The organism is Pseudomonas sp. Teo4, from assembly GCF_034387475.1.
Classification (GTDB): Bacteria; Pseudomonadota; Gammaproteobacteria; order Pseudomonadales; family Pseudomonadaceae; genus Aquipseudomonas.
In genome coordinates this window covers 1,566,236-1,585,410 of the sequence record NZ_JAXCIL010000002.1, presented here as the reverse complement: position 1 = coordinate 1,585,410, position 19,175 = coordinate 1,566,236, and the positions used below count along the sequence as shown (strand labels likewise).

The window sequence follows — 19,175 nt, the reverse complement described above, 5'->3', positions numbered from 1 at the left end:
TAGACTGCATTATTGCGTCAGTTCGCCCAAGGCCTTTGCATGTCCGATCCCCGCTACAAGATCGACGTCAGCGTCGTGACCCGTTACCTCAAAGACCAATCCGACCCCGAAAACAGTCGCTTTGCCTTCGCCTATACCATCACCGTTCAAAACAACGGTTCGGTCAAAGCCAAGCTGATGTCCCGCCACTGGCTGATCACTAACGGTGACGGCGAAGTCGAGGAAGTGCGCGGCGCAGGCGTGGTTGGTCAACAACCGACCATCGACCCGGGCCAAAGCCACACCTACAGCAGCGGCGCGGTCATCAGCACCCGCGTGGGCACCATGCAGGGCAGCTACCAGATGTTCGCCGAAGACGGTAAGCGCTTCGACGCCGAGATCGCCCCCTTCCGCCTGGCGGTACCCGGAGCCCTGCACTGATGGCCACCTACGCCGTCGGTGACCTGCAAGGCTGCCTGCAACCGCTCAAGTGCCTGCTTGAACGCGTCAAGTTCAACCCGGCCGTTGATCGTCTGTGGCTGGTCGGCGACCTGGTCAACCGTGGCCCAGAGTCGCTCGAGACGCTGCGCTTTCTCTACTCGATCCGCCAATCGCTGGTCTGCGTGCTGGGCAATCATGACCTGCACCTGCTCGCTGCCTGGCACAACGTCGAGCGCTTGAAGAAAAGCGACACCCTGCGTGAAATCATCGAAGCGCCTGACGCCGACCAGCTGTTCGACTGGCTGCGCCAGCAAAAGCTGCTGCATTACGACGAGCCGCGCGGCATTGCCCTGGTTCATGCTGGCATTCCACCCCAATGGACCCTCGGCAGAGCCCTTGAGCTAGCTGGCGAAGTCGAGGAGGTACTGCGTGACGACGGGCGCCTGAAGCTTTACCTGGATGGCATGTACGGCAACGAGCCGAACAAGTGGAGCAAGAGCCTGGCGGGCGTCGAGCGCCTGCGGGTCATCACCAACTACCTGACCCGCATGCGCTTCTGCACCGCCGAAGGCAAGCTCGACCTCAAGAGCAAGGAAGGCCTGGGCACAGCCCCTAGGGGCTACAAGCCCTGGTATGCGCACAAGGACCGCCGCTCACGCCATGTGAAGATCATCTTCGGTCACTGGGCAGCCCTGGAAGGCCGTGTCGACGAACCCGGCGTGATCGCCCTGGACACCGGCTGCGTGTGGGGCGGCGCCATGACCTTGTACAACGTCGACAGTGGCGAATACCACCGCTGCGACTGCGCCGACGACGGCACCCTACGCCAACCGGCACAACCCACTAGAATGAACGACCAACCCTGAAGGAAACCGTACCCATGAGCGAATTCAAGCGCATCCCCCCTGAGCAGGCCTTGGAGCTTCGCAAGAAGGAAGGTGCGGTCGTCGTCGACATTCGCGACCCGCAAGCCTTTGCCGCCGGCCACATCACCGGCGCCAAGCATCTGGACAACCACTCGGTCGCCGACTTCATCCGCAACGCCGATCTGGATGCCCCGACCCTGGTGGTCTGCTACCACGGCAACTCCAGCCAGAGCGCAGCCGCCTACCTGGTTGGCCAAGGCTTCTCGGACGTTTACAGCGTCGATGGCGGCTTCGAGCTGTGGCGCACCACCTACCCGGCCGAGACCGCCCAAGGTAGCGCCGAATAATTTTTTCATTATTGCTGCAGCCCGCGCCCCGTGCGGGCTCGCGCCTTTTCTGACGAACGGTCGAGAGCAACTTCTCGGCCTCACGCCCTTGACCTTGCGTATTACCAACTATCCTTAAGCCCAGGCCATCCAAAAAAGGGGAGAGCCGGTACACCGGCGTGCGGGTCATCGGTAGCGTTACAGGGTGTTCTGGGGGGTATACAGCAATCGGCAGAGCCGCTTGCATGCCAGCATCAGCTGACTGATCCGGCGTCGTCTCCACGTATCGAGCGAGGTGACGTCATGAGCATTTTTAGCCACTTCCAACAACGTTTCGAGTCAACACGCCAGGAAGAACTCTCGCTACAGGAGTACCTCGAGCTGTGCAAAGAGGATCGTAGCGCCTACGCTTCGGCGGCCGAACGGCTGTTGCTGGCCATTGGTGAGCCCGAGCTGATCGACACCTCAACCAACTCCAGACTGTCGCGAATATTCTCCAACAAGGTCATACGCCGCTACCCGGCCTTTGCCGACTTCCATGGCATGGAAGAGTGCATCGACCAGATCGTGTCGTACTTCCGCCATGCGGCCCAAGGCCTGGAAGAGAAGAAACAGATCCTTTACCTGCTGGGCCCGGTGGGCGGCGGCAAGTCGTCCCTGGCAGAGAAACTGAAGCAGTTGATGGAGAAAGTGCCGTTCTATGCCATCAAGGGCTCGCCGGTATTCGAATCGCCCCTGGGGCTGTTCAATGCCGCCGAAGACGGTTCCATTCTCGAAGAGGAATACGGCATCCCCCGCCGCTACCTGAACACCATCATGTCACCCTGGGCCACCAAGCGCCTGCAGGAGTTCGGCGGCGACATCAGCAAGTTCAAGGTGGTCAAGCTGTATCCGTCGATCCTCAATCAGGTGGCCATTGCCAAGACCGAACCTGGGGACGAAAACAACCAGGATATCTCCGCACTGGTCGGTAAGGTGGATATCCGCAAACTCGAAGAATTCCCACAGAACGACGCCGATGCCTACAGCTACTCGGGCGCGCTGTGCCGGGCCAACCAGGGCCTGATGGAATTCGTCGAGATGTTCAAGGCGCCAATCAAGGTCCTGCACCCGCTGCTTACCGCCACCCAGGAAGGTAACTACAACAGCACCGAAGGCCTGGGCGCGATCCCGTATTCCGGGATTCTGCTGGCCCACTCCAACGAATCGGAATGGCACACCTTCCGCAACAACAAGAACAACGAAGCGTTCATCGACCGTATCTACATCGTCAAGGTGCCGTACTGCCTGCGCGTCAGCGATGAGATCAAGATCTACGACAAACTGCTGATCAACAGTTCGCTGGCCAGGGCCCACTGCGCACCGGATACACTCAAGATGCTTGCCCAGTTCACCGTGCTCTCGCGCCTTAAAGAGCCGGAAAACTCCAACATCTACTCCAAGATGCGGGTCTACGACGGCGAAAATCTCAAGGACACCGACCCGAAAGCCAAGTCGATCCAGGAGTACCGCGATGCGGCGGGCGTGGACGAAGGCATGAACGGCCTGTCGACCCGCTTCGCCTTCAAGATTCTATCCAAGGTCTTCAACTTCGACCCACACGAGATCGCGGCCAACCCGGTCCACCTGCTGTATGTGCTTGAACAGCAGATCGAACAGGAGCAATTCCCGGCCGAAGTGCGCGAACGCTACCTGCGCTACCTGAAGGAATACCTGGCGCCGCGCTACATCGAATTCATCGGCAAGGAAATCCAGACCGCTTACCTGGAGTCCTACAGCGAATACGGGCAGAACATATTCGACCGCTACGTGCTGTACGCCGATTTCTGGATTCAGGATCAGGAGTACCGCGACCCGGAAACCGGCGAGATCCTCAACCGCATCGCACTCAACGAGGAACTGGAGAAGATCGAGAAGCCAGCTGGCATCAGCAACCCGAAAGACTTCCGCAACGAAATCGTCAACTTCGTGTTGCGTGCTCGCGCCAATAACAACGGCAAGAACCCAAGCTGGCTGAGCTATGAAAAGCTGCGGGTGGTGATCGAGAAGAAAATGTTCTCCAACACCGAAGACCTGCTGCCGGTCATCAGCTTCAACGCCAAGGCCAGCAAAGAGGACCAGAAGAAACACAACGACTTCGTCACCCGGATGGTGGAACGTGGCTACACCGACAAGCAGGTGCGCTTGCTGTCGGAATGGTACCTGCGGGTCAGGAAATCGCAATAAAGCGGCAAGCTACACGCCGCGCGCCCAAGGCTGCCCTGTCAGCCGCGGGCGGCGGCGGCTGCTTTTGTATGCAGCTCGTAGCTTGAAGCGTGCAGCTGTTCCCAGCTACCGGGAGGGACCATGAGCTACGTTATCGACCGACGCCTGAACGGCAAGAACAAGAGCACGGTCAATCGCCAGCGTTTCTTGCGGCGTTACCGTGAACACATCAAGAAAGCCGTCGAAGAAGCGGTGAGCCGCCGCTCCATCATGGACATGGAGCATGGCGAGCAGATCAGCATTCCGGGACGGGACATCGATGAACCGGTGCTGCACCACGGTCGAGGTGGCAAGCAGACCATCGTGCACCCTGGCAACAAGGAGTTCACCGCTGGTGAGCACATCCCCAGGCCCCAAGGTGGCGGCGGCGGTGGGGGTCGCGGCAAGGCAGGCAATTCCGGCGAGGGCATGGATGAATTCGTCTTCCAGATCACTCAGGAGGAATTTCTCGAGTTCATGTTCGAGGACCTGGAGCTGCCCAATCTGGTCAAACGCCACCTGACTGGTGCCGACACGTTCAAGACGGTCCGCGCGGGCATCGCCAACGAAGGCAACCCGTCCCGGATCAATATCGTACGCACCCTGCGCTCAGCCCATGCCCGGCGTATTGCCCTGACCGGCAGCAGCCGTGCGTTGTTGCGCGAAGCTCAGAAGGAGCTGGATCGCCTTAAAGTCGAAGAACCCGACAATTTCACCGACATTCAGGACACCGAAGCGGAGATCGAGCGCCTCAAGGCGCGCATCAACCGCCTGCCCTTCCTCGACACCTTCGACCTCAAGTACAACCTGCTGGTGAAACAGCCCAACCCCAGTTCGAAGGCGGTGATGTTCTGCCTGATGGACGTATCGGGCTCCATGACCCAGGCGACCAAAGACATCGCCAAGCGCTTTTTCATCCTGCTGTACCTGTTCCTGAAGCGCAATTACGACCGCATCGAGGTGGTATTCATTCGCCACCACACCAGCGCCCGCGAAGTCGACGAGGAAGAGTTCTTCTACTCCCGGGAGACCGGCGGCACCATCGTTTCCAGTGCGCTCAAGCTGATGCAGGAAATCATGGCCGAGCGCTACCCGGCCAGCGACTGGAACATTTACGCCGCGCAAGCCTCCGATGGCGACAACTGGAACGACGACTCACCGATCTGCCGCGAGATCCTCTCCAAGCAGATCATGCCGCACGTGCAGTACTACACTTACGTCGAGATCACCCCGCGAGAACATCAGGCGTTGTGGTACGAGTACGAGCGAATCGGCGAGGGCTTCCCCGACACATTCGCCCAGCAGCAGTTGGTATCGGCCGGCGATATTTACCCGGTCTTCCGTGAACTCTTCCAGCGCAGGTTAGCCACATGACCGCCAGAGCACAGAGACGCCAACCCATCTCCACGGGGTCCGAGTGGACGTTCGAGCTGATCCAGACCTACGATCGGGAAATCAGCCGGCTGGCCGAGCGTTACGCCCTGGACACCTACCCCAATCAGATCGAGGTGATCACTGCCGAGCAGATGATGGACGCCTATGCCTCCGTCGGCATGCCCTTGGGTTACCACCACTGGTCCTACGGAAAGCAGTTCCTCAGTACCGAGAAATCCTACAGCCGCGGCCAGATGGGCCTGGCCTACGAAATCGTGATCAACTCAGATCCGTGCATCGCCTACCTCATGGAAGAAAACACCATGTGCATGCAGGCACTGGTGATCGCCCATGCCTGCTATGGCCACAACAGCTTCTTCAAAGGCAACTACCTGTTCCGCACTTGGACCGATGCCACCTCAATCATCGATTACCTGGTGTTCGCCAAGCAGTACATTGCCCAGTGCGAGGAGCGCCACGGTATTGATGCCGTCGAAGACCTCATCGACTCGTGCCACGCCTTGATGAACTATGGCGTGGACCGCTACAAACGCCCCTACCCCATTTCCGCCGAAGAAGAACGGCGCCGCCAGAACGAGCGTGAGGAACACCTGCAACGGCAGATCAATGACCTTTGGCGCACCATTCCCAAGGGAGCCGAAAAAGGCGGTGAGCGTGATGATGCGCGCTTCCCCGCCGAGCCACAGGAGAACATCCTCTACTTCATCGAGAAAAACGCGCCACTGCTCGAGCCCTGGCAGCGTGAAGTGGTGCGCATCGTGCGCAAGATTGCCCAGTATTTCTATCCGCAACGCCAGACCCAGGTGATGAACGAAGGTTGGGCGACCTTCTGGCACTACACCTTGATGAACGACCTGTACGACGAGGGCCTGATCACCGAAGGCTTCATGATGGAGTTCCTGCAGTCGCATACCAGCGTGGTGTTCCAGCCTGGTTTCGACAGCCCGTACTACAGCGGCATCAACCCCTATGCGCTGGGCTTTGCGATGTATACCGACATCCGCCGCATGTGTGAGAACCCGACCGAGGAAGATCGCCGCTGGTTCCCGGACATCGCTGGCAGCGACTGGCTGTCGACCATCAAGTTCGCCATGAGCAGCTTCAAGGACGAGAGCTTTATCCTGCAGTACCTGTCACCCAAGGTGATACGCGACCTCAAGCTGTTCAGCATCCTCGATGACGACCAGCGCGACGACTTGCTGGTGCCTGCCATCCATGATGAAGCCGGCTACCGGATCATCCGTGAACAGCTGGCTGCCCAGTACAACCTTGGCAACCGCGAGCCCAACGTGCAGATCTGGAGTATCGATCGCCGCGGCGACCGCTCACTGACCCTGCGTCACCAGCAACACAACCGCAAGCCGCTTGGCGACTCCACCGATGAAGTGCTCAAGCACCTGCACCGGCTATGGGGCTTCGATATCCACCTGGAAACCGTACAAGGCGACCAGATCATGAAAACCCACCACATGCCGCCCCGCGGCGAGCACAGCGATAGCGGCGACTATGGCCGCATGGACCTGGCTGTCATTCACCACCTCTAGCTCGACGCACCGCCATAACTGCCAACAGGGTATCCTGTGGGCAGTTATGGAGGCTGCACATGCAAATTTACAAAGTCGGCGGCGCGGTGCGTGATCGTCTGCTCGGGCGCCCGGTCAGCGACATCGACTGGCTGGTGGTGGGTGCTACGGTCGAAGAAATGCACGCCAAGGGCTTTCGCCCGGTCGGCGCTGATTTTCCGGTTTTCCTGCACCCCAAGACGGGAGAGGAATACGCGCTGGCGCGCACCGAGCGCAAGAGCGGACGCGGCTATGGCGGGTTTACCTTCCATGCCAGCCCGGACGTGACGCTCGAAGAGGACCTCATTCGCCGCGACCTGACCATCAATGCGATGGCCGAGAATGACCAAGGAACTGTGTTCGATCCTTACCACGGCCAAGCCGACCTTGAACATCGAATCCTGCGCCATGTTTCCCCGGCGTTTGCCGAAGATCCCCTTCGTGTGCTGCGAGTTGCCCGCTTTGCCGCACGTTATGCACCACTCGGTTTCCGGGTCGCTGACGAGACTCTGGCGCTGATGCGGCAGATCGCTGCATCAGGCGAACTGCAGGCACTGACCGCAGAGCGCAGCTGGAAAGAGATCGAAAGAGCACTGATGGAGGACCGGCCACAAGTGTTCTTCCAGGTGATGCGCGACTGCGATGCACTTCAGGAGATGATGCCCGAGCTCCCCAATGAAGAGGCTTCACTGGCAGCGCTGGTACAGGCAGCCGAGCATCACCAACCGCTGCACGTGCGCTGGGCTTGCTTGTTGCACACCGTGGAGCCGACAGCCATCAAGGCCGTCAACCAGCGCTTCAAGGCACCGCGTGAATGCCAGGAACTGGCTGTGTTGATGGGAGAGTTTTCCGCACGTGCCGATGGGGCTCTGGACCTTGAGCCTGCAGCCTTGCTGGAGATGCTGCAGAAATTCGACGTGTATCGGCGGCCGCAGCGCTTCGAGGATTTCATTACCGCGTGCGAGATGGCGGCGCTTGGGCGCGGCGAACAAACTTATCCACAGGCTGGGTATTTGCGTGGAGCGGCAGCGGCGGCCAGAGAGGTGGACGTGAAGCCGTTGGTGGAGGCAGGACTGACTGGGCAGGCCTTGGGAGAGGCATTGAAGAACAAGCGGCTAGAGGCGCTGCAGGCCTACAAACACTGAGCTTTACACCCACTTCCACAGGGGTGGCGAAGCACCTGTGGGAGCAATTGTCTTGCGGTGAGTGTACCGGCCTCATCGCCGGCAAGCCGGCTCCTACAGGTATTGCAGTGATCCCAAGATCAGCCTGGTCCAAGTGGGAGCTGCTTTCCGGCGATAGGGCCAGCAGATTCGACCCAAGCTCCGGGTCAAACCAGGGTCAGCTGCAACCCCCGCCACTCGAACGCCACGGGCGCCAGCACCTGATCGATGCTCGCCTCTTGCCACAACTGCGCCATGCTCTTCCCGGCCCCCGGATGCACCAACTCAGGCGCCAGCAGCGACAACGGCCACAGCACGAAAGCGTTCTTCAAAATCTCTGCCCTGGGCAACACCAGCCCATCGAAGGTGCCGTGCAGATCGTCATACATCAGCACGTCGATATCCAGTGGCAAGCCCTTGCGGTCAGGTGCGTAGCGGCCGTTATCCGCCTCGATGAACTTGAGCCGGCGGTCCAACTCCATCAGTGGAAGGTCTGTCTTGCCGGTGACCACGAAGTTGATGAACGGGCCACTCTTGATCCCTACCGCCTGGCTCTCGAATGCCGGAGAGCAGCGCATGTCCGTGAGAATGCCCGCCAGCGCGTCCAGCCCGGCACACAGGTGTGCCTGGCGGTTTATGTTGCTACCCAGGCCCAGGTATACCGTGCTCAGAGACATCCGCGCTCGATCTCCACGCCAACACCGCCACGGGCTGCCGGGACCGCACCTGGTTTGGTCAGTTTCAGCCGCACCCAAGGGATATGGAACTCTTCCATCAGCGTGGCGACCAAACGCTCGGCGAACGTTTCCACCAGTTCGAAGCGTGCCTGCTCGGCGAATGCCTGGATACGCGCCGAAACGCTGGCATAGTCCAGCGCCAGGCTGAGATCGTCACCGGCCGCTGCGGGGCGGTTGTCCCAGGCGAAACTCAGGTCCAGGCGCAGGCACTGGCGAATATCCCGCTCCCAGTCATAGGCACCGATGACGGTATCGACTTCCAGGCCTTCGATGAACACTCTGTCCAAGCACTTCTCTCCACAGCACGACAAGGGCGACTGGCGCCGTTAGAATCAGGGCGTCCTCGCCCGGAATAGTTAGCATGTTTTGGTTATTGGCGCTGCTCGCCTACCTGCTCGGCTCGCTGTCCTTCGCCATTGTCCTAAGCCGCCTTACAGGCAGCCCGGACCCGCGTTCCAGCGGCTCGGGCAATGCTGGCGCCACCAACATGCTACGCCTGGCGGGCCGTAAACTCGCGATCCTGACCCTGCTTGGCGACCTGTGCAAGGGGCTTTTGCCCGTCCTGCTGGCCCGCCTTGCTGGCCTGGACCTTCAGGAACAGGGCTGGGTTGGCGTCTGCGCAGTGCTTGGGCACCTGTTCCCGCTGTACTTCCACTTCCAGGGTGGCAAAGGCGTTGCCACAGCAGCCGGCATGCTCATGGGCCTGTACTTCCCCGCCGCACTGCTGGCCATCGGCGCCTGGATGCTTACGTTCTACCTCACCCGCACCAGCTCGCTGGCCGCATTGATCGCCACGCCATTGACCCTGCCATTACTGGCATGGCGCGAGCCAGAAGCGCTGCTGCCAATCAGCGTGCTGACCGTCATGATCGTCTGGCGGCACCGCAACAATCTGCGGGACCTTTTTGCCGGACGCGAACGCCACTTCTGACAAACCTGCGGTCTTTTTCAGACCGGCGGTAACTGCTCCATAGGCCAGCGGGCCTGCACGCTGATCGCCAGATCCTGCTGCTGCCCGGCCAGCAAGCGCTGGCAGCCGGCATAGGCGATCATCGCGCCGTTGTCAGTGCAGAACCTGGGGCGAGCGTAGTACACGTTGCCTTTGATGCCGGCCAGCATTTCTTCCAGCGATGCCCGCAGCGCCTTGTTGGCGCTCACGCCACCGGCGATGACCAGGCGCTTGAGGCCGGTTTGCTTGAGAGCACGCTTGCACTTGATGGTCAGAGTCTCCACCACCGCCTGCTGGAACGCCAGGGACACGTCGCAACGGGTTTGCTCATTGTCGTCACCGGCATCGCGGCATTGCTGCCAGGTGTTGAGCGCGAATGTCTTGAGGCCACTGAAGCTGAACTGCAGGCCAGGACGATCAGTCATCGGACGCGGGAACACGAAGCGCCCTGGGACGCCCTGCTCGGCCAGACGAGCAATCTCAGGGCCACCCGGATAGTTGAGGCCGATCAGCTTGGCGGTCTTGTCGAATGCCTCGCCGGCCGCATCGTCCAGGCTCTCGCCCAGCAGTTCATAGCGGCCGATGCCATCGACACGCACCAGCTGAGTATGGCCGCCGGACACCAACAAGGCGACGAACGGAAACTCAGGAGGCTGTTCCTCCAGCATGGGTGCGAGCAAATGGCCTTCCATGTGATGAACGCCGATTGCCGGAATATCCCAGGCAAATGCCAGGGCCTGGGCGCACGAGGCACCCACCAGCAGCGCACCGACCAGGCCAGGACCCGCGGTGTAGGCGATGGCGTCGATCTCGGTGGCCACGCAGCCGGCCTCATCCAGCACCTGGCGGATGAGCGGCAGCATGCGCTTGACGTGGTCACGCGACGCAAGCTCTGGCACCACTCCGCCAAACACGCGGTGCAGGTCGATCTGGCTGAACAACGCGTCGGCCAACAAACCGCGCTCGCTGTCGTATAATGCGACGCCGGTTTCGTCGCAGGATGTTTCCAATCCCAGTACTAGCATGGGTTCGTCCCTTGTGGGGGCTGAATTCGAAGCCGCGCATGATAGTCCCCGTGCCGGGTGCCGACCAGCGGTTTTCGATCAGAGGCTTTGCATTCCGGCCAGCTAAGGGTTAACATCCGCAACCCTTGAAAACCGACGTTCTCCAGCACACCTTTTGTTTTGCCAGGAGCACGTCTACCCCGGTAATGAATTAAGGTAGCCCTGGATGCCAGCCGTCAAAGTTAAAGAGAACGAACCCTTCGACGTAGCTCTGCGTCGTTTCAAGCGCTCCTGCGAAAAAGCCGGTGTACTGGCTGAAGTTCGTAGCCGCGAGTTTTACGAGAAGCCGACCGCCGAGCGTAAGCGCAAAGCAGCTGCTGCTGTTAAGCGTCACGCCAAGAAAGTTCAGCGCGAACAGCGCCGCGCCGTTCGTCTGTACTAATACAGACGTTCTACGCAGAGCTTCTGCCCAGCCCGGCACCATGCCGGGCTAATGGCAGCAGTTGTTTCAATCCTTGAGCTTCTCGCTTGAGGCGCCCAGTGCAGTTCCTTTGCACAGCGGCAACCTGCCTGAACACGTCAGAGCTGGTCTACGACCAGTCGTGCACGTCCTGACTGACGAGCCCTTACCGGCTGGCGACGAGCACACATTCCCTCGCACTTCCCCAAAGCAGCACCCACTCCGATGTGGCGCGTTAGCGATTAGACTTGCCAGTTGCCAGATGACGAGACTGCCATGGCCGGGCTGATTCCCCAGAGTTTCATTGACGACCTTATCAACCGCCTCGACATCGTCGACGTGGTGAGTTCGCGCGTCCAGCTGAAAAAAACCGGCAAGAACTACTCCGCCTGCTGCCCGTTCCACAAGGAAAAGACACCTTCCTTCACGGTCAGCCCTGACAAGCAGTTCTACTACTGCTTCGGTTGCGGGGCCGGTGGCAATGCCTTGGGCTTCGTCATGGACCACGACAACCTGGACTTCCCCCAGGCCGTGGAAGAACTGGCCCGCGCAGCGGGCATGGAAGTACCTCGCGAGGAAGGCCGGCGCGCGCAGAAGCCCCGTCAGCCGACCGACTCACCGCTGTATCCCTTGCTGGATGCCGCCGCTGGCTTCTATCGCCAGGCCCTGCGCAGCCACCCAACCCGCAAGGCGGCGGTGGGCTACCTCAAAGGCCGCGGCCTGTCCGGCGAAATCGCCCGCGACTTTGGCCTGGGCTTCGCACCACCTGGCTGGGACAACCTGCTCAAGCACCTTGGCGCCGACAGCCTGCAGCAAAAGGTGATGATCGATGCCGGCCTGCTGATCGAGAACGCCGAAAGCGGCAAGCGCTATGACCGCTTCCGCGACCGCGTGATGTTCCCGATTCGCGACAGCCGCGGCCGCATCATCGCCTTCGGCGGCCGCGTGCTGGGCGACGACAAACCCAAGTACCTCAACTCCCCGGAAACCCCTGTGTTCCGCAAGGGCCAGGAGCTTTACGGGCTGTACGAGGCACGCAAGAACAATCGCAACCTCGATGAAATCATCGTCGTCGAAGGCTACATGGACGTCATCGCACTGGCCCAGCAGGGTCTGCGCAATGCCGTGGCAACCCTTGGCACCGCCACCAGCGAAGAACACCTCAAGCGCCTGTTCCGCGTGGTACCCAGCGTGCTTTTCTGCTTCGACGGCGACCAGGCCGGGCGCAAGGCTGCCTGGCGCGCCCTGGAGTCGACCCTGTCGACCCTGCAGGATGGCCGGCGCGCGCGTTTCCTGTTCCTGCCCGAAGGTGAAGACCCGGACAGCCTGGTACGCGCCGAAGGCACCGATGCCTTCATGGCCCGCATCAACCAGCACGCCCAACCGCTGGCAGACTACTTCTTCGAGCAACTGAGCAACGAGGCCGACCCTCGCTCACTGGAAGGCAAGGCCCATATGGCGACCTTGGCCGCACCGTTGATCGAAAAGATTCCAGGCGCCAACCTGCGTCAGCTGATGCGCAATCGCCTGAAGGAAATCACCGGCCTCGATCCACAGCAGGTAGAACAGCTGGCCCAACACGCTCCAGCCCCGAGCAGCGTGCCGGACTACGACCCTGGCTACGACTACGACGCCATGGCCAGTTACACCCCCGACTACGGCGACATGCCGCAGCACGACTACGCCCCCGCCCACCAGGAGCAGGAGTGGAAGCCCAACAAGGGGGGCGGCAAGAAGCAGTGGAGCGACAAGCCCTGGGACAAGAACCGCAAGGGCGGCAAGCCTTGGCAGCAACGTGACGAAGCCCCGCCGCGAGTGCCCGCGCCGGTGGAACCGCCCACCCTGGCCGCCCTGCGAACCCTGCTGCATCACCCGCTTCTGGCGGGGAAAGTGGAGGACGCCAGCCATTTCGCCGACGAAGAACACCTGTACAGCCAGCTACTGGTTGCGCTGATCGAAGCCGCGCAGAAAAATCCTGGGCTAAGCTCAATGCAGCTGATCGCACGCTGGCACGGCACCGAACAAGGTCGCCTGTTGCGGGCTCTGGCGGAAAAGGAATGGCTGATCGTGGCCGACAACCTTGAACAACAGTTTTTCGACACTATAACTAGCTTGTCCGCCCGCCAACGCGAGCGCAGCCTGGAACAACTGCTCAGGAAATCACGTCAAAGCGAATTGACCAGCGAGGAAAAATCTCAGCTCCTCGCCCTGCTGAGCCGGAATGTTCCCGCACAAACGCCGACCTCATCTGGCGCGTGAGGCCCATGCTCGGGTATAATCCTCGGCTTGTTTTTTGCCCGCCAAGACCTTCAGTGGATAGGGTGTTATGTCCGGAAAAGCGCAACAGCAGTCTCGTATCAAAGAGTTGATCACCCGCGGTCGTGAGCAGGGCTACCTGACTTACGCGGAGGTCAACGACCACCTGCCTGAGGATATTTCAGATCCGGAACAGGTGGAAGACATCATCCGCATGATCAACGACATGGGGATCAACGTATTCGAGAGTGCTCCGGATGCGGATGCCCTTCTGTTGGCGGAAGCCGACACCGACGAAGCTGCGGCCGAAGAAGCCGCTGCTGCGTTGGCGGCCGTTGAAACCGATATCGGCCGCACGACCGACCCGGTGCGCATGTACATGCGCGAAATGGGTACCGTCGAGCTGTTGACCCGCGAAGGCGAGATCGAAATCGCCAAGCGTATCGAGGAAGGCATCCGTGAAGTCATGGGCGCCATCGCCCACTTCCCGGGCACTGTCGACTACATCCTCAGCGAATATGACCGTGTCACTACCGAGGGTGGCCGTCTGTCGGATGTTCTCAGCGGTTACATCGACCCTGACGACAACATCGCTGCCGAAACCGATGAAGTGCCTGTTCCAGGCGCTAAAACCGGCGCGGCTGCGAAGGAAGAAGAGGACGAAGACGAAGAAGGCGAAGAAAGCAGTGACGACGAGGAAGAGGGCGAAAGCGGCCCGGATCCTGAAGTCGCACGCCAGCGTTTCGGTGCCGTCTCGGATCAACTCGCCATCACCCTCAAGGTGCTGAAAAAGCACGGTCGCGATCATGCCGAAAGCATCGGTGCGATGCAGGCCCTGGCCGATCTGTTCATGCCGATCAAGCTGGTGCCCAAGCAGTTCGACAGCCTCGTAGAGCGTGTACGCGACGCCCTGAACCGCCTGCGTCAGCAAGAACGCGCCATCATGCAGCTGTGCGTACGTGATGCGCGCATGCCGCGTGCCGACTTCCTGCGCCTGTTCCCAAGCAATGAAACCGACCAGACCTGGTCCGGTGACCTGGCCAAGCGCAACACCAAATGGGCTGCCGCCCTGGGTGAAAAGGACGCTGCCATCGTTGCTTGCCAGCAAAAGCTGATCGACCTCGAGACCGAGACCGGCCTGACCGTTGCCGAGATCAAGGAAATCAACCGTCGCATGTCCATCGGCGAGGCCAAGGCCCGTCGCGCCAAGAAAGAAATGGTCGAGGCGAACCTGCGTCTGGTGATCTCCATCGCCAAGAAGTACACCAACCGTGGCCTGCAGTTCCTCGACCTGATTCAGGAAGGCAACATCGGCTTGATGAAGGCGGTCGACAAGTTCGAATACCGTCGTGGTTACAAGTTCTCGACCTACGCCACCTGGTGGATTCGTCAGGCGATCACCCGTTCGATCGCCGACCAGGCTCGCACCATCCGTATTCCGGTGCACATGATCGAGACGATCAACAAGCTCAACCGTATTTCCCGGCAGATGCTGCAGGAAATGGGCCGTGAACCGACCCCGGAAGAGCTTGGTGAGCGCATGGAAATGCCTGAGGACAAGATCCGCAAGGTATTGAAGATCGCCAAAGAGCCGATCTCCATGGAAACCCCGATCGGTGACGACGAAGACTCGCATCTGGGCGACTTCATCGAGGACTCCACCATGCAGTCCCCGATCGACGTGGCCACGGTCGAAAGCCTCAAGGAAGCGACCCGTGACGTGCTCTCGGGCCTGACCGCACGCGAAGCCAAGGTGCTGCGCATGCGCTTCGGTATCGACATGAACACCGACCACACTCTCGAAGAGGTGGGCAAGCAGTTTGACGTAACGCGTGAGCGGATCCGTCAGATCGAAGCGAAGGCGTTGCGCAAACTGCGCCACCCGACCCGCAGCGAGCACTTGCGCTCCTTCCTCGACGAGTGATGACGAACCCCGGCCCAGGCCGGGGTTTTTCTTATGCAAAAAAAGGTTGTGGTACACGGCTACCCCATAGGCGAAATGCCCGTCTACACTCGACTTCAGACCACCTGAATGCGAGGCCGCTATGCCCTTGATGCCGGCCATTCTGTTGCTGCTCCTTATCCTTTGGAACACAACGGCCGGCGCCCTGACCCTGACTGACGAGGAAAAGACCTGGCTAGCTGCCCACCCGCAGCTGAGGCTGGGTGTCGATGCTTCCTGGCCACCTTTCGAGTTCCGCGACCAGGAGGGCAGATACCAGGGATTGGCCGCCGATTACATCGCCTTGATTCAGGAGCGCCTTGGGGTAGCGCTCAAACCAGTCGAGCCCAGCAGTTGGACCGAAGTGCTGGAGCAGGCGCGAACCAGTCGCATAGACCTGCTACCTGGCATCATGTCCACGCCAGAACGCCAGACCTACCTGGCCTTCACCCGCCCGTACCTGGATTTCCCCATTGTCATCCTTGCCCACGAAGGCGGCCCCCAGCCCCGCACGCTTAAGGACCTGTACGGCCTGAAGATCGCCGTGGTGGAAAACTACGCACCCCACGAACTGCTGCGCACGCACCACCCGGACCTCAACCTGGTGGCCATGCCCAACGTCAGCTCGACATTACAGGCCTTGGCCACCGACGAAGTGGATGCAGTCGTCGGCGACCTGGCCTCAAGCATCTGGAGCTTGCGCCAGCTGAAGCTCGACGGCCTGTACGTCAGCGGCGAAACGCCTTATCGCTACCAGCTGGCAATGGCCGCCCCCAGGGATAAAAAAATCCTGGTTGGCATCCTCGACAAAGTCATGGCCGACATGTCCAGCAGCGAGATCAATCAGATTCAGCAACGCTGGGTTGGCAATGTGGTCGACCAGCGCACCTTCTGGCACGACATGCTGCTTTACGGCCTGCCGGGCGTTATGGTGCTGGTGGCCATACTTGCCGCAGTGATCCGCATCAATCGCCGGCTGAGTTCTGAAATTTCTAGGCGCATTGCCCTGGAACAGGAACTGCGCAGCAGCGAATACCACTATCGTGGTCTGGTCGAGAGCCTGTCGGCGATTGCCTGGGAAGCCGACGCCAACGACTTCACCTACAGCTACGTTTCGCCCCATGCCGAAGACCTGCTCGGCTACCCGCTGCACGACTGGCTCAAGCCCGGCTTCTGGCGCAGCATCCTTCACCCCGAGGACGCCCTGTGGGCCCAGGCGTTCAGCGAAAGCGAAACCGCTGCAGGCCGTGACCACAGCTTGGATTACAGGGTGATGCGGGCCGACGGGCAGCCAGTGTGGATCCGCAATATCGTCAGCATGATCGAACACGGCCATCGACCATTGATGCGCGGGCTGATGATCGATATCAGCGAAACCAAACGGACCGAAGACGCCCTGCGCCTGTCCGAGCAAAAATTCGCTTCGGTCTTCCAACAGTGCCCCGACATCCTGCTCATCGCCCGCCACAGCGACGGCTGCCTGCTGGAGGTCAACGAAGCCTTCGAGGAACAGATTGGCCTTCCGCCGGGCCAGGTGATCGGCCGCACCGCCACCGAATTGAACCTGTGGGGCGTCGACGGTACCGGACCACTGCTGCTCGAGCGCCTGCACCAAGGCGGAATCCGCAACCTGGAAATGAGCTTCAGACGCAGCAACGGCCAGCTGTTCACCGGCCTGACATCGGCCGAAACCTTCGAACTCGACGGCACCCAGGCATTGGTAGTGGCGGTGCGCGACATCAGCCAACTCAAGGAAACACAACAACAGCTGCAAACCTCGGAAGAGAAGTTCGCCAAAGCCTTCCACGCCTCTCCTGACGGCTTGCTGCTGTCGCGCCAGAGCGATGGCCTGCTGATCGAGGTCAACGAGGGTTTCTGTCGTCTCACCGGCTACGACTTCACCCCCTCCATCGACCAGACATCCCTGGACCTTGGTATCTGGGTGGACCTGAACGAACGCAAGCGCCTGATCGAGCTACTCAACCGTGATGGCTTCGTTCGTGATTTCAGCTGCCTGATTCGTCGAAGCGATGGGCAGATACGCCTTTGCGAGCTCTCTGCGCGGCCGCTGCCGATTGCCGGCGTCGATTGCATGCTGACCATCGCCCGCGACATCACCGAACGCCACCTGATGCAGGAAAAGCTGCAACTGGCTGCCACCGTGTTCGAAAACACCGCCGAAGGCGTGCTGATCACCGACATCGACCAGCGCATCAGTGCGGTTAACCGCGCCTTCAGCGAGATCACCGGCTACAGCGAGGTTGAGGCCCTAGGCCAGACTCCGCGCCTGCTCGCTTCCGGCCAGCATGACAGCGCCTTCTACGCCGCCATGTGGCACCAGCTTACCGCCGAGGGCCATTGGCAAGGCGAAATCTACAACAAGCGCAAGAACGGCGAGTTGTACCCGGGCTGGCTGACCATCAGCGGCGTGCGTAACAGCGACAACGAAATTACCCACTTCGTCGCAGTATTTGCTGACATCTCCAGCCTCAAGCACGCCCAGGCCAAGCTCGACTACCAGGCCCACCACGACCCGCTGACTGGCCTGCCAAACCGCGCCCTGTTCGAGAACCGCCTGCAAGCTGTGCTGACCTGCGCGCAAATCTCCAACCGCCAGGGTGCGGTGCTGTTCCTTGACCTGGACCGCTTCAAGCACATCAACGACAGCCTCGGCCACCCAGTCGGCGACTTGCTGCTCAAAGGTATCGCACAGCGCCTCAAGGAACAGGTACGGGACGTCGACACCGTGGCGCGCCTGGGTGGCGACGAGTTCATCATCCTCCTTCCAGGCCTGCACAAGCCCAGCGACGCCAGCGCCATCGCCAACAAGTTGCTGGCCTGCTTCAACGCGCCGTTCCAAGCGGGAGAACATGAATTCTTCACCAGCGCCAGCATTGGCATCAGCCTTTATCCACAGGACGGCACCGACGTCGCCACACTGATTCGAAACGCCGACGCAGCCATGTACCGCTCCAAGGCCAAGGGCCGCAACCGTGTCGAGGCCTACACCCGCGACCTCACGGTCCAGGCCAGCGAGCGTATTGCCCTGGAGCACGAACTGCGGCGCGCCATCGAACGCAACGAGATGAGCCTTAGCTACCAACCCAAGTTCAGCCTCAAGACCCAAAGCCTGGTCGGCGCCGAAGCCCTGCTTCGCTGGAGCCACCCCACTTTCGGTGAAGTCCCGCCAGAGCACTTCATTCATCTGGCCGAGGAAAACGGCACCATCCTGCAACTGGGTGACTGGGTGCTGGAACAGGCCTGCCGGCAGATGCACGCCTGGAAGAAGCGCTACAGCGCCTTCGGTCCACTGTCGATCAACCTGGCTGGCGCCCAGCTACGCCACCCTGGTTTGGCCAAACGCATAGAAAGCCTGCTCAAGACCTACCAACTCAAAGCCGGCGACCTGCAACTGGAGATCACCGAGAACTTCATCATGAGCCAGGCCGAGGAAGCCCTGGCCGTGCTACACCAGCTCAAGCAACTGGGCGTTCAGTTGGCCATCGATGATTTCGGTACTGGCTACTCCTCGCTGAGCTACCTCAAGCGCCTGCCTCTGGACATCCTGAAGATCGACAAGTCGTTCATCCGCGGCCTGCCCGACGACCCCCACGACGCCGCCATCGCCCGCGCCATCATTGCCCTCGGCCGCAGCATGCAGCTGACCATCATTGCCGAAGGCGTGGAGAGCCAGGCCCAGCAACGTTTCCTGGCCAATGAAGGCTGTGAACAGATTCAGGGCTACATCGTAAGCCTGCCCCTTTCTCCGGAAGAGTTCGCTGCTACGTTTCTTCGCATAGCACTGTCCGATCTTTCGGATGGCACGCTTTCAAAACCCTCGTTATAATCCG

The 19,175-nt window shown here is 60.5% G+C and carries 15 protein-coding genes; 12 read left to right on the top strand and 3 right to left on the bottom strand.

The genetic code is table 11. From position 1 onward, the window contains the following. The first annotated feature begins 39 nt into the window (after positions 1-39). The 7 genes from apaG (at position 40) to PspTeo4_RS23510 (ending at position 7,958) form a co-directional block, all read left to right on the top strand. Positions 40-420, top strand: coding sequence for a Co2+/Mg2+ efflux protein ApaG (gene apaG, locus PspTeo4_RS23540; protein ID WP_322366200.1), 381 nt, complete (start codon positions 40-42; stop codon positions 418-420). Next, complete coding sequence (locus PspTeo4_RS23535) at positions 420-1,286, top strand: symmetrical bis(5'-nucleosyl)-tetraphosphatase (RefSeq protein ID WP_322366199.1); 867 nt, start codon at positions 420-422, stop codon at positions 1,284-1,286. The genes apaG and PspTeo4_RS23535 overlap by 1 nt, the downstream gene beginning before the upstream one ends. 14 nt (positions 1,287-1,300) lie before the next feature. After that, positions 1,301-1,633: a thiosulfate sulfurtransferase GlpE gene (gene glpE / locus PspTeo4_RS23530; protein ID WP_322366198.1), complete on the top strand. Its 333-nt coding sequence runs from the start codon at positions 1,301-1,303 to the stop codon at positions 1,631-1,633. A 282-nt stretch (positions 1,634-1,915) separates the two neighbouring features. Next, positions 1,916-3,838: a PrkA family serine protein kinase gene (locus PspTeo4_RS23525; RefSeq protein WP_322366197.1), complete on the top strand. Its 1,923-nt coding sequence runs from the start codon at positions 1,916-1,918 to the stop codon at positions 3,836-3,838. 120 nt (positions 3,839-3,958) lie between these two features. Then, positions 3,959-5,230, top strand: a complete 1,272-nt coding sequence (locus tag PspTeo4_RS23520) for a YeaH/YhbH family protein (RefSeq protein WP_322366196.1) — start codon at positions 3,959-3,961, stop codon at positions 5,228-5,230. After that, positions 5,227-6,795 (top strand): SpoVR family protein, encoded by a 1,569-nt coding sequence (locus PspTeo4_RS23515; protein ID WP_322366195.1) that lies wholly within the window; start codon positions 5,227-5,229, stop codon positions 6,793-6,795. Before PspTeo4_RS23520 ends, PspTeo4_RS23515 begins: the two co-directional genes overlap by 4 nt. A 59-nt stretch (positions 6,796-6,854) precedes the next feature. Then, positions 6,855-7,958, top strand: coding sequence for a multifunctional CCA addition/repair protein (locus PspTeo4_RS23510; RefSeq protein ID WP_322366194.1), 1,104 nt, complete (start codon positions 6,855-6,857; stop codon positions 7,956-7,958). 185 nt (positions 7,959-8,143) lie between these two features. On the opposite strand, the gene folK is transcribed toward PspTeo4_RS23510, so the two are convergent. Continuing rightward, positions 8,144-8,653 carry a 2-amino-4-hydroxy-6-hydroxymethyldihydropteridine diphosphokinase gene (gene folK, locus PspTeo4_RS23505; RefSeq protein WP_322366193.1) on the bottom strand — a complete coding sequence of 170 codons (510 nt, stop codon included), beginning with the start codon at positions 8,651-8,653 and terminating at the stop codon, positions 8,144-8,146. After that, entirely contained in the window at positions 8,644-9,000 is a 357-nt protein-coding gene (gene folB / locus PspTeo4_RS23500) for a dihydroneopterin aldolase (RefSeq protein ID WP_019471281.1), read from the bottom strand. Before folB ends, folK begins: the two co-directional genes overlap by 10 nt. Positions 9,001-9,074: 74 nt before the next feature. On the opposite strand from folB, the gene plsY reads away from it, so the two are divergent. Next, the gene (gene plsY / locus PspTeo4_RS23495; RefSeq protein ID WP_322366192.1) at positions 9,075-9,644 is read left to right on the top strand and encodes a glycerol-3-phosphate 1-O-acyltransferase PlsY; all 570 of its coding nucleotides are present in this window, start codon (positions 9,075-9,077) and stop codon (positions 9,642-9,644) included. A 17-nt stretch (positions 9,645-9,661) separates the two neighbouring features. Here plsY and tsaD read toward each other — a convergent pair whose 3' ends face one another. Next, positions 9,662-10,687, bottom strand: coding sequence for a tRNA (adenosine(37)-N6)-threonylcarbamoyltransferase complex transferase subunit TsaD (tsaD, locus tag PspTeo4_RS23490; protein WP_322366191.1), 1,026 nt, complete (start codon positions 10,685-10,687; stop codon positions 9,662-9,664). 205 nt (positions 10,688-10,892) lie between these two features. On the opposite strand from tsaD, the gene rpsU reads away from it, so the two are divergent. The 4 genes from rpsU (at position 10,893) to PspTeo4_RS23470 (ending at position 19,171) form a co-directional block, all read left to right on the top strand. After that, positions 10,893-11,108, top strand: coding sequence for a 30S ribosomal protein S21 (rpsU, locus tag PspTeo4_RS23485; RefSeq protein ID WP_003255575.1), 216 nt, complete (start codon positions 10,893-10,895; stop codon positions 11,106-11,108). Between the two features lie 294 nt (positions 11,109-11,402). Next, positions 11,403-13,385 (top strand): DNA primase, encoded by a 1,983-nt coding sequence (gene dnaG, locus PspTeo4_RS23480; protein WP_322366190.1) that lies wholly within the window; start codon positions 11,403-11,405, stop codon positions 13,383-13,385. A 67-nt stretch (positions 13,386-13,452) separates the two neighbouring features. Next, positions 13,453-15,306 carry an RNA polymerase sigma factor RpoD gene (gene rpoD / locus PspTeo4_RS23475; protein WP_322366189.1) on the top strand — a complete coding sequence of 618 codons (1,854 nt, stop codon included), beginning with the start codon at positions 13,453-13,455 and terminating at the stop codon, positions 15,304-15,306. A gap of 121 nt (positions 15,307-15,427) precedes the next feature. Beyond that, positions 15,428-19,171 (top strand): EAL domain-containing protein, encoded by a 3,744-nt coding sequence (locus PspTeo4_RS23470; RefSeq protein ID WP_322366188.1) that lies wholly within the window; start codon positions 15,428-15,430, stop codon positions 19,169-19,171. Positions 19,172-19,175 lie beyond the last annotated feature (4 nt).

What these genes read in the sequence shown, in the direction of transcription:
- apaG (WP_322366200.1), top strand. Translation starts at nt 40, where the DNA reads ATGTCCGATCCCCGCTACAAGATCGACGTCAGCGTCGTGACCCGTTAC.
- PspTeo4_RS23535 (WP_322366199.1), top strand. Translation starts at nt 420, where the DNA reads ATGGCCACCTACGCCGTCGGTGACCTGCAAGGCTGCCTGCAACCGCTC.
- glpE (WP_322366198.1), top strand. Translation starts at nt 1,301, where the DNA reads ATGAGCGAATTCAAGCGCATCCCCCCTGAGCAGGCCTTGGAGCTTCGC.
- PspTeo4_RS23525 (WP_322366197.1), top strand. Translation starts at nt 1,916, where the DNA reads ATGAGCATTTTTAGCCACTTCCAACAACGTTTCGAGTCAACACGCCAG.
- PspTeo4_RS23520 (WP_322366196.1), top strand. Translation starts at nt 3,959, where the DNA reads ATGAGCTACGTTATCGACCGACGCCTGAACGGCAAGAACAAGAGCACG.
- PspTeo4_RS23515 (WP_322366195.1), top strand. Translation starts at nt 5,227, where the DNA reads ATGACCGCCAGAGCACAGAGACGCCAACCCATCTCCACGGGGTCCGAG.
- PspTeo4_RS23510 (WP_322366194.1), top strand. Translation starts at nt 6,855, where the DNA reads ATGCAAATTTACAAAGTCGGCGGCGCGGTGCGTGATCGTCTGCTCGGG.
- folK (WP_322366193.1), bottom strand. Translation starts at nt 8,653, where the DNA reads ATGTCTCTGAGCACGGTATACCTGGGCCTGGGTAGCAACATAAACCGC.
- plsY (WP_322366192.1), top strand. Translation starts at nt 9,075, where the DNA reads ATGTTTTGGTTATTGGCGCTGCTCGCCTACCTGCTCGGCTCGCTGTCC.
- tsaD (WP_322366191.1), bottom strand. Translation starts at nt 10,687, where the DNA reads ATGCTAGTACTGGGATTGGAAACATCCTGCGACGAAACCGGCGTCGCA.
- rpsU (WP_003255575.1), top strand. Translation starts at nt 10,893, where the DNA reads ATGCCAGCCGTCAAAGTTAAAGAGAACGAACCCTTCGACGTAGCTCTG.
- dnaG (WP_322366190.1), top strand. Translation starts at nt 11,403, where the DNA reads ATGGCCGGGCTGATTCCCCAGAGTTTCATTGACGACCTTATCAACCGC.
- rpoD (WP_322366189.1), top strand. Translation starts at nt 13,453, where the DNA reads ATGTCCGGAAAAGCGCAACAGCAGTCTCGTATCAAAGAGTTGATCACC.
- PspTeo4_RS23470 (WP_322366188.1), top strand. Translation starts at nt 15,428, where the DNA reads ATGCCCTTGATGCCGGCCATTCTGTTGCTGCTCCTTATCCTTTGGAAC.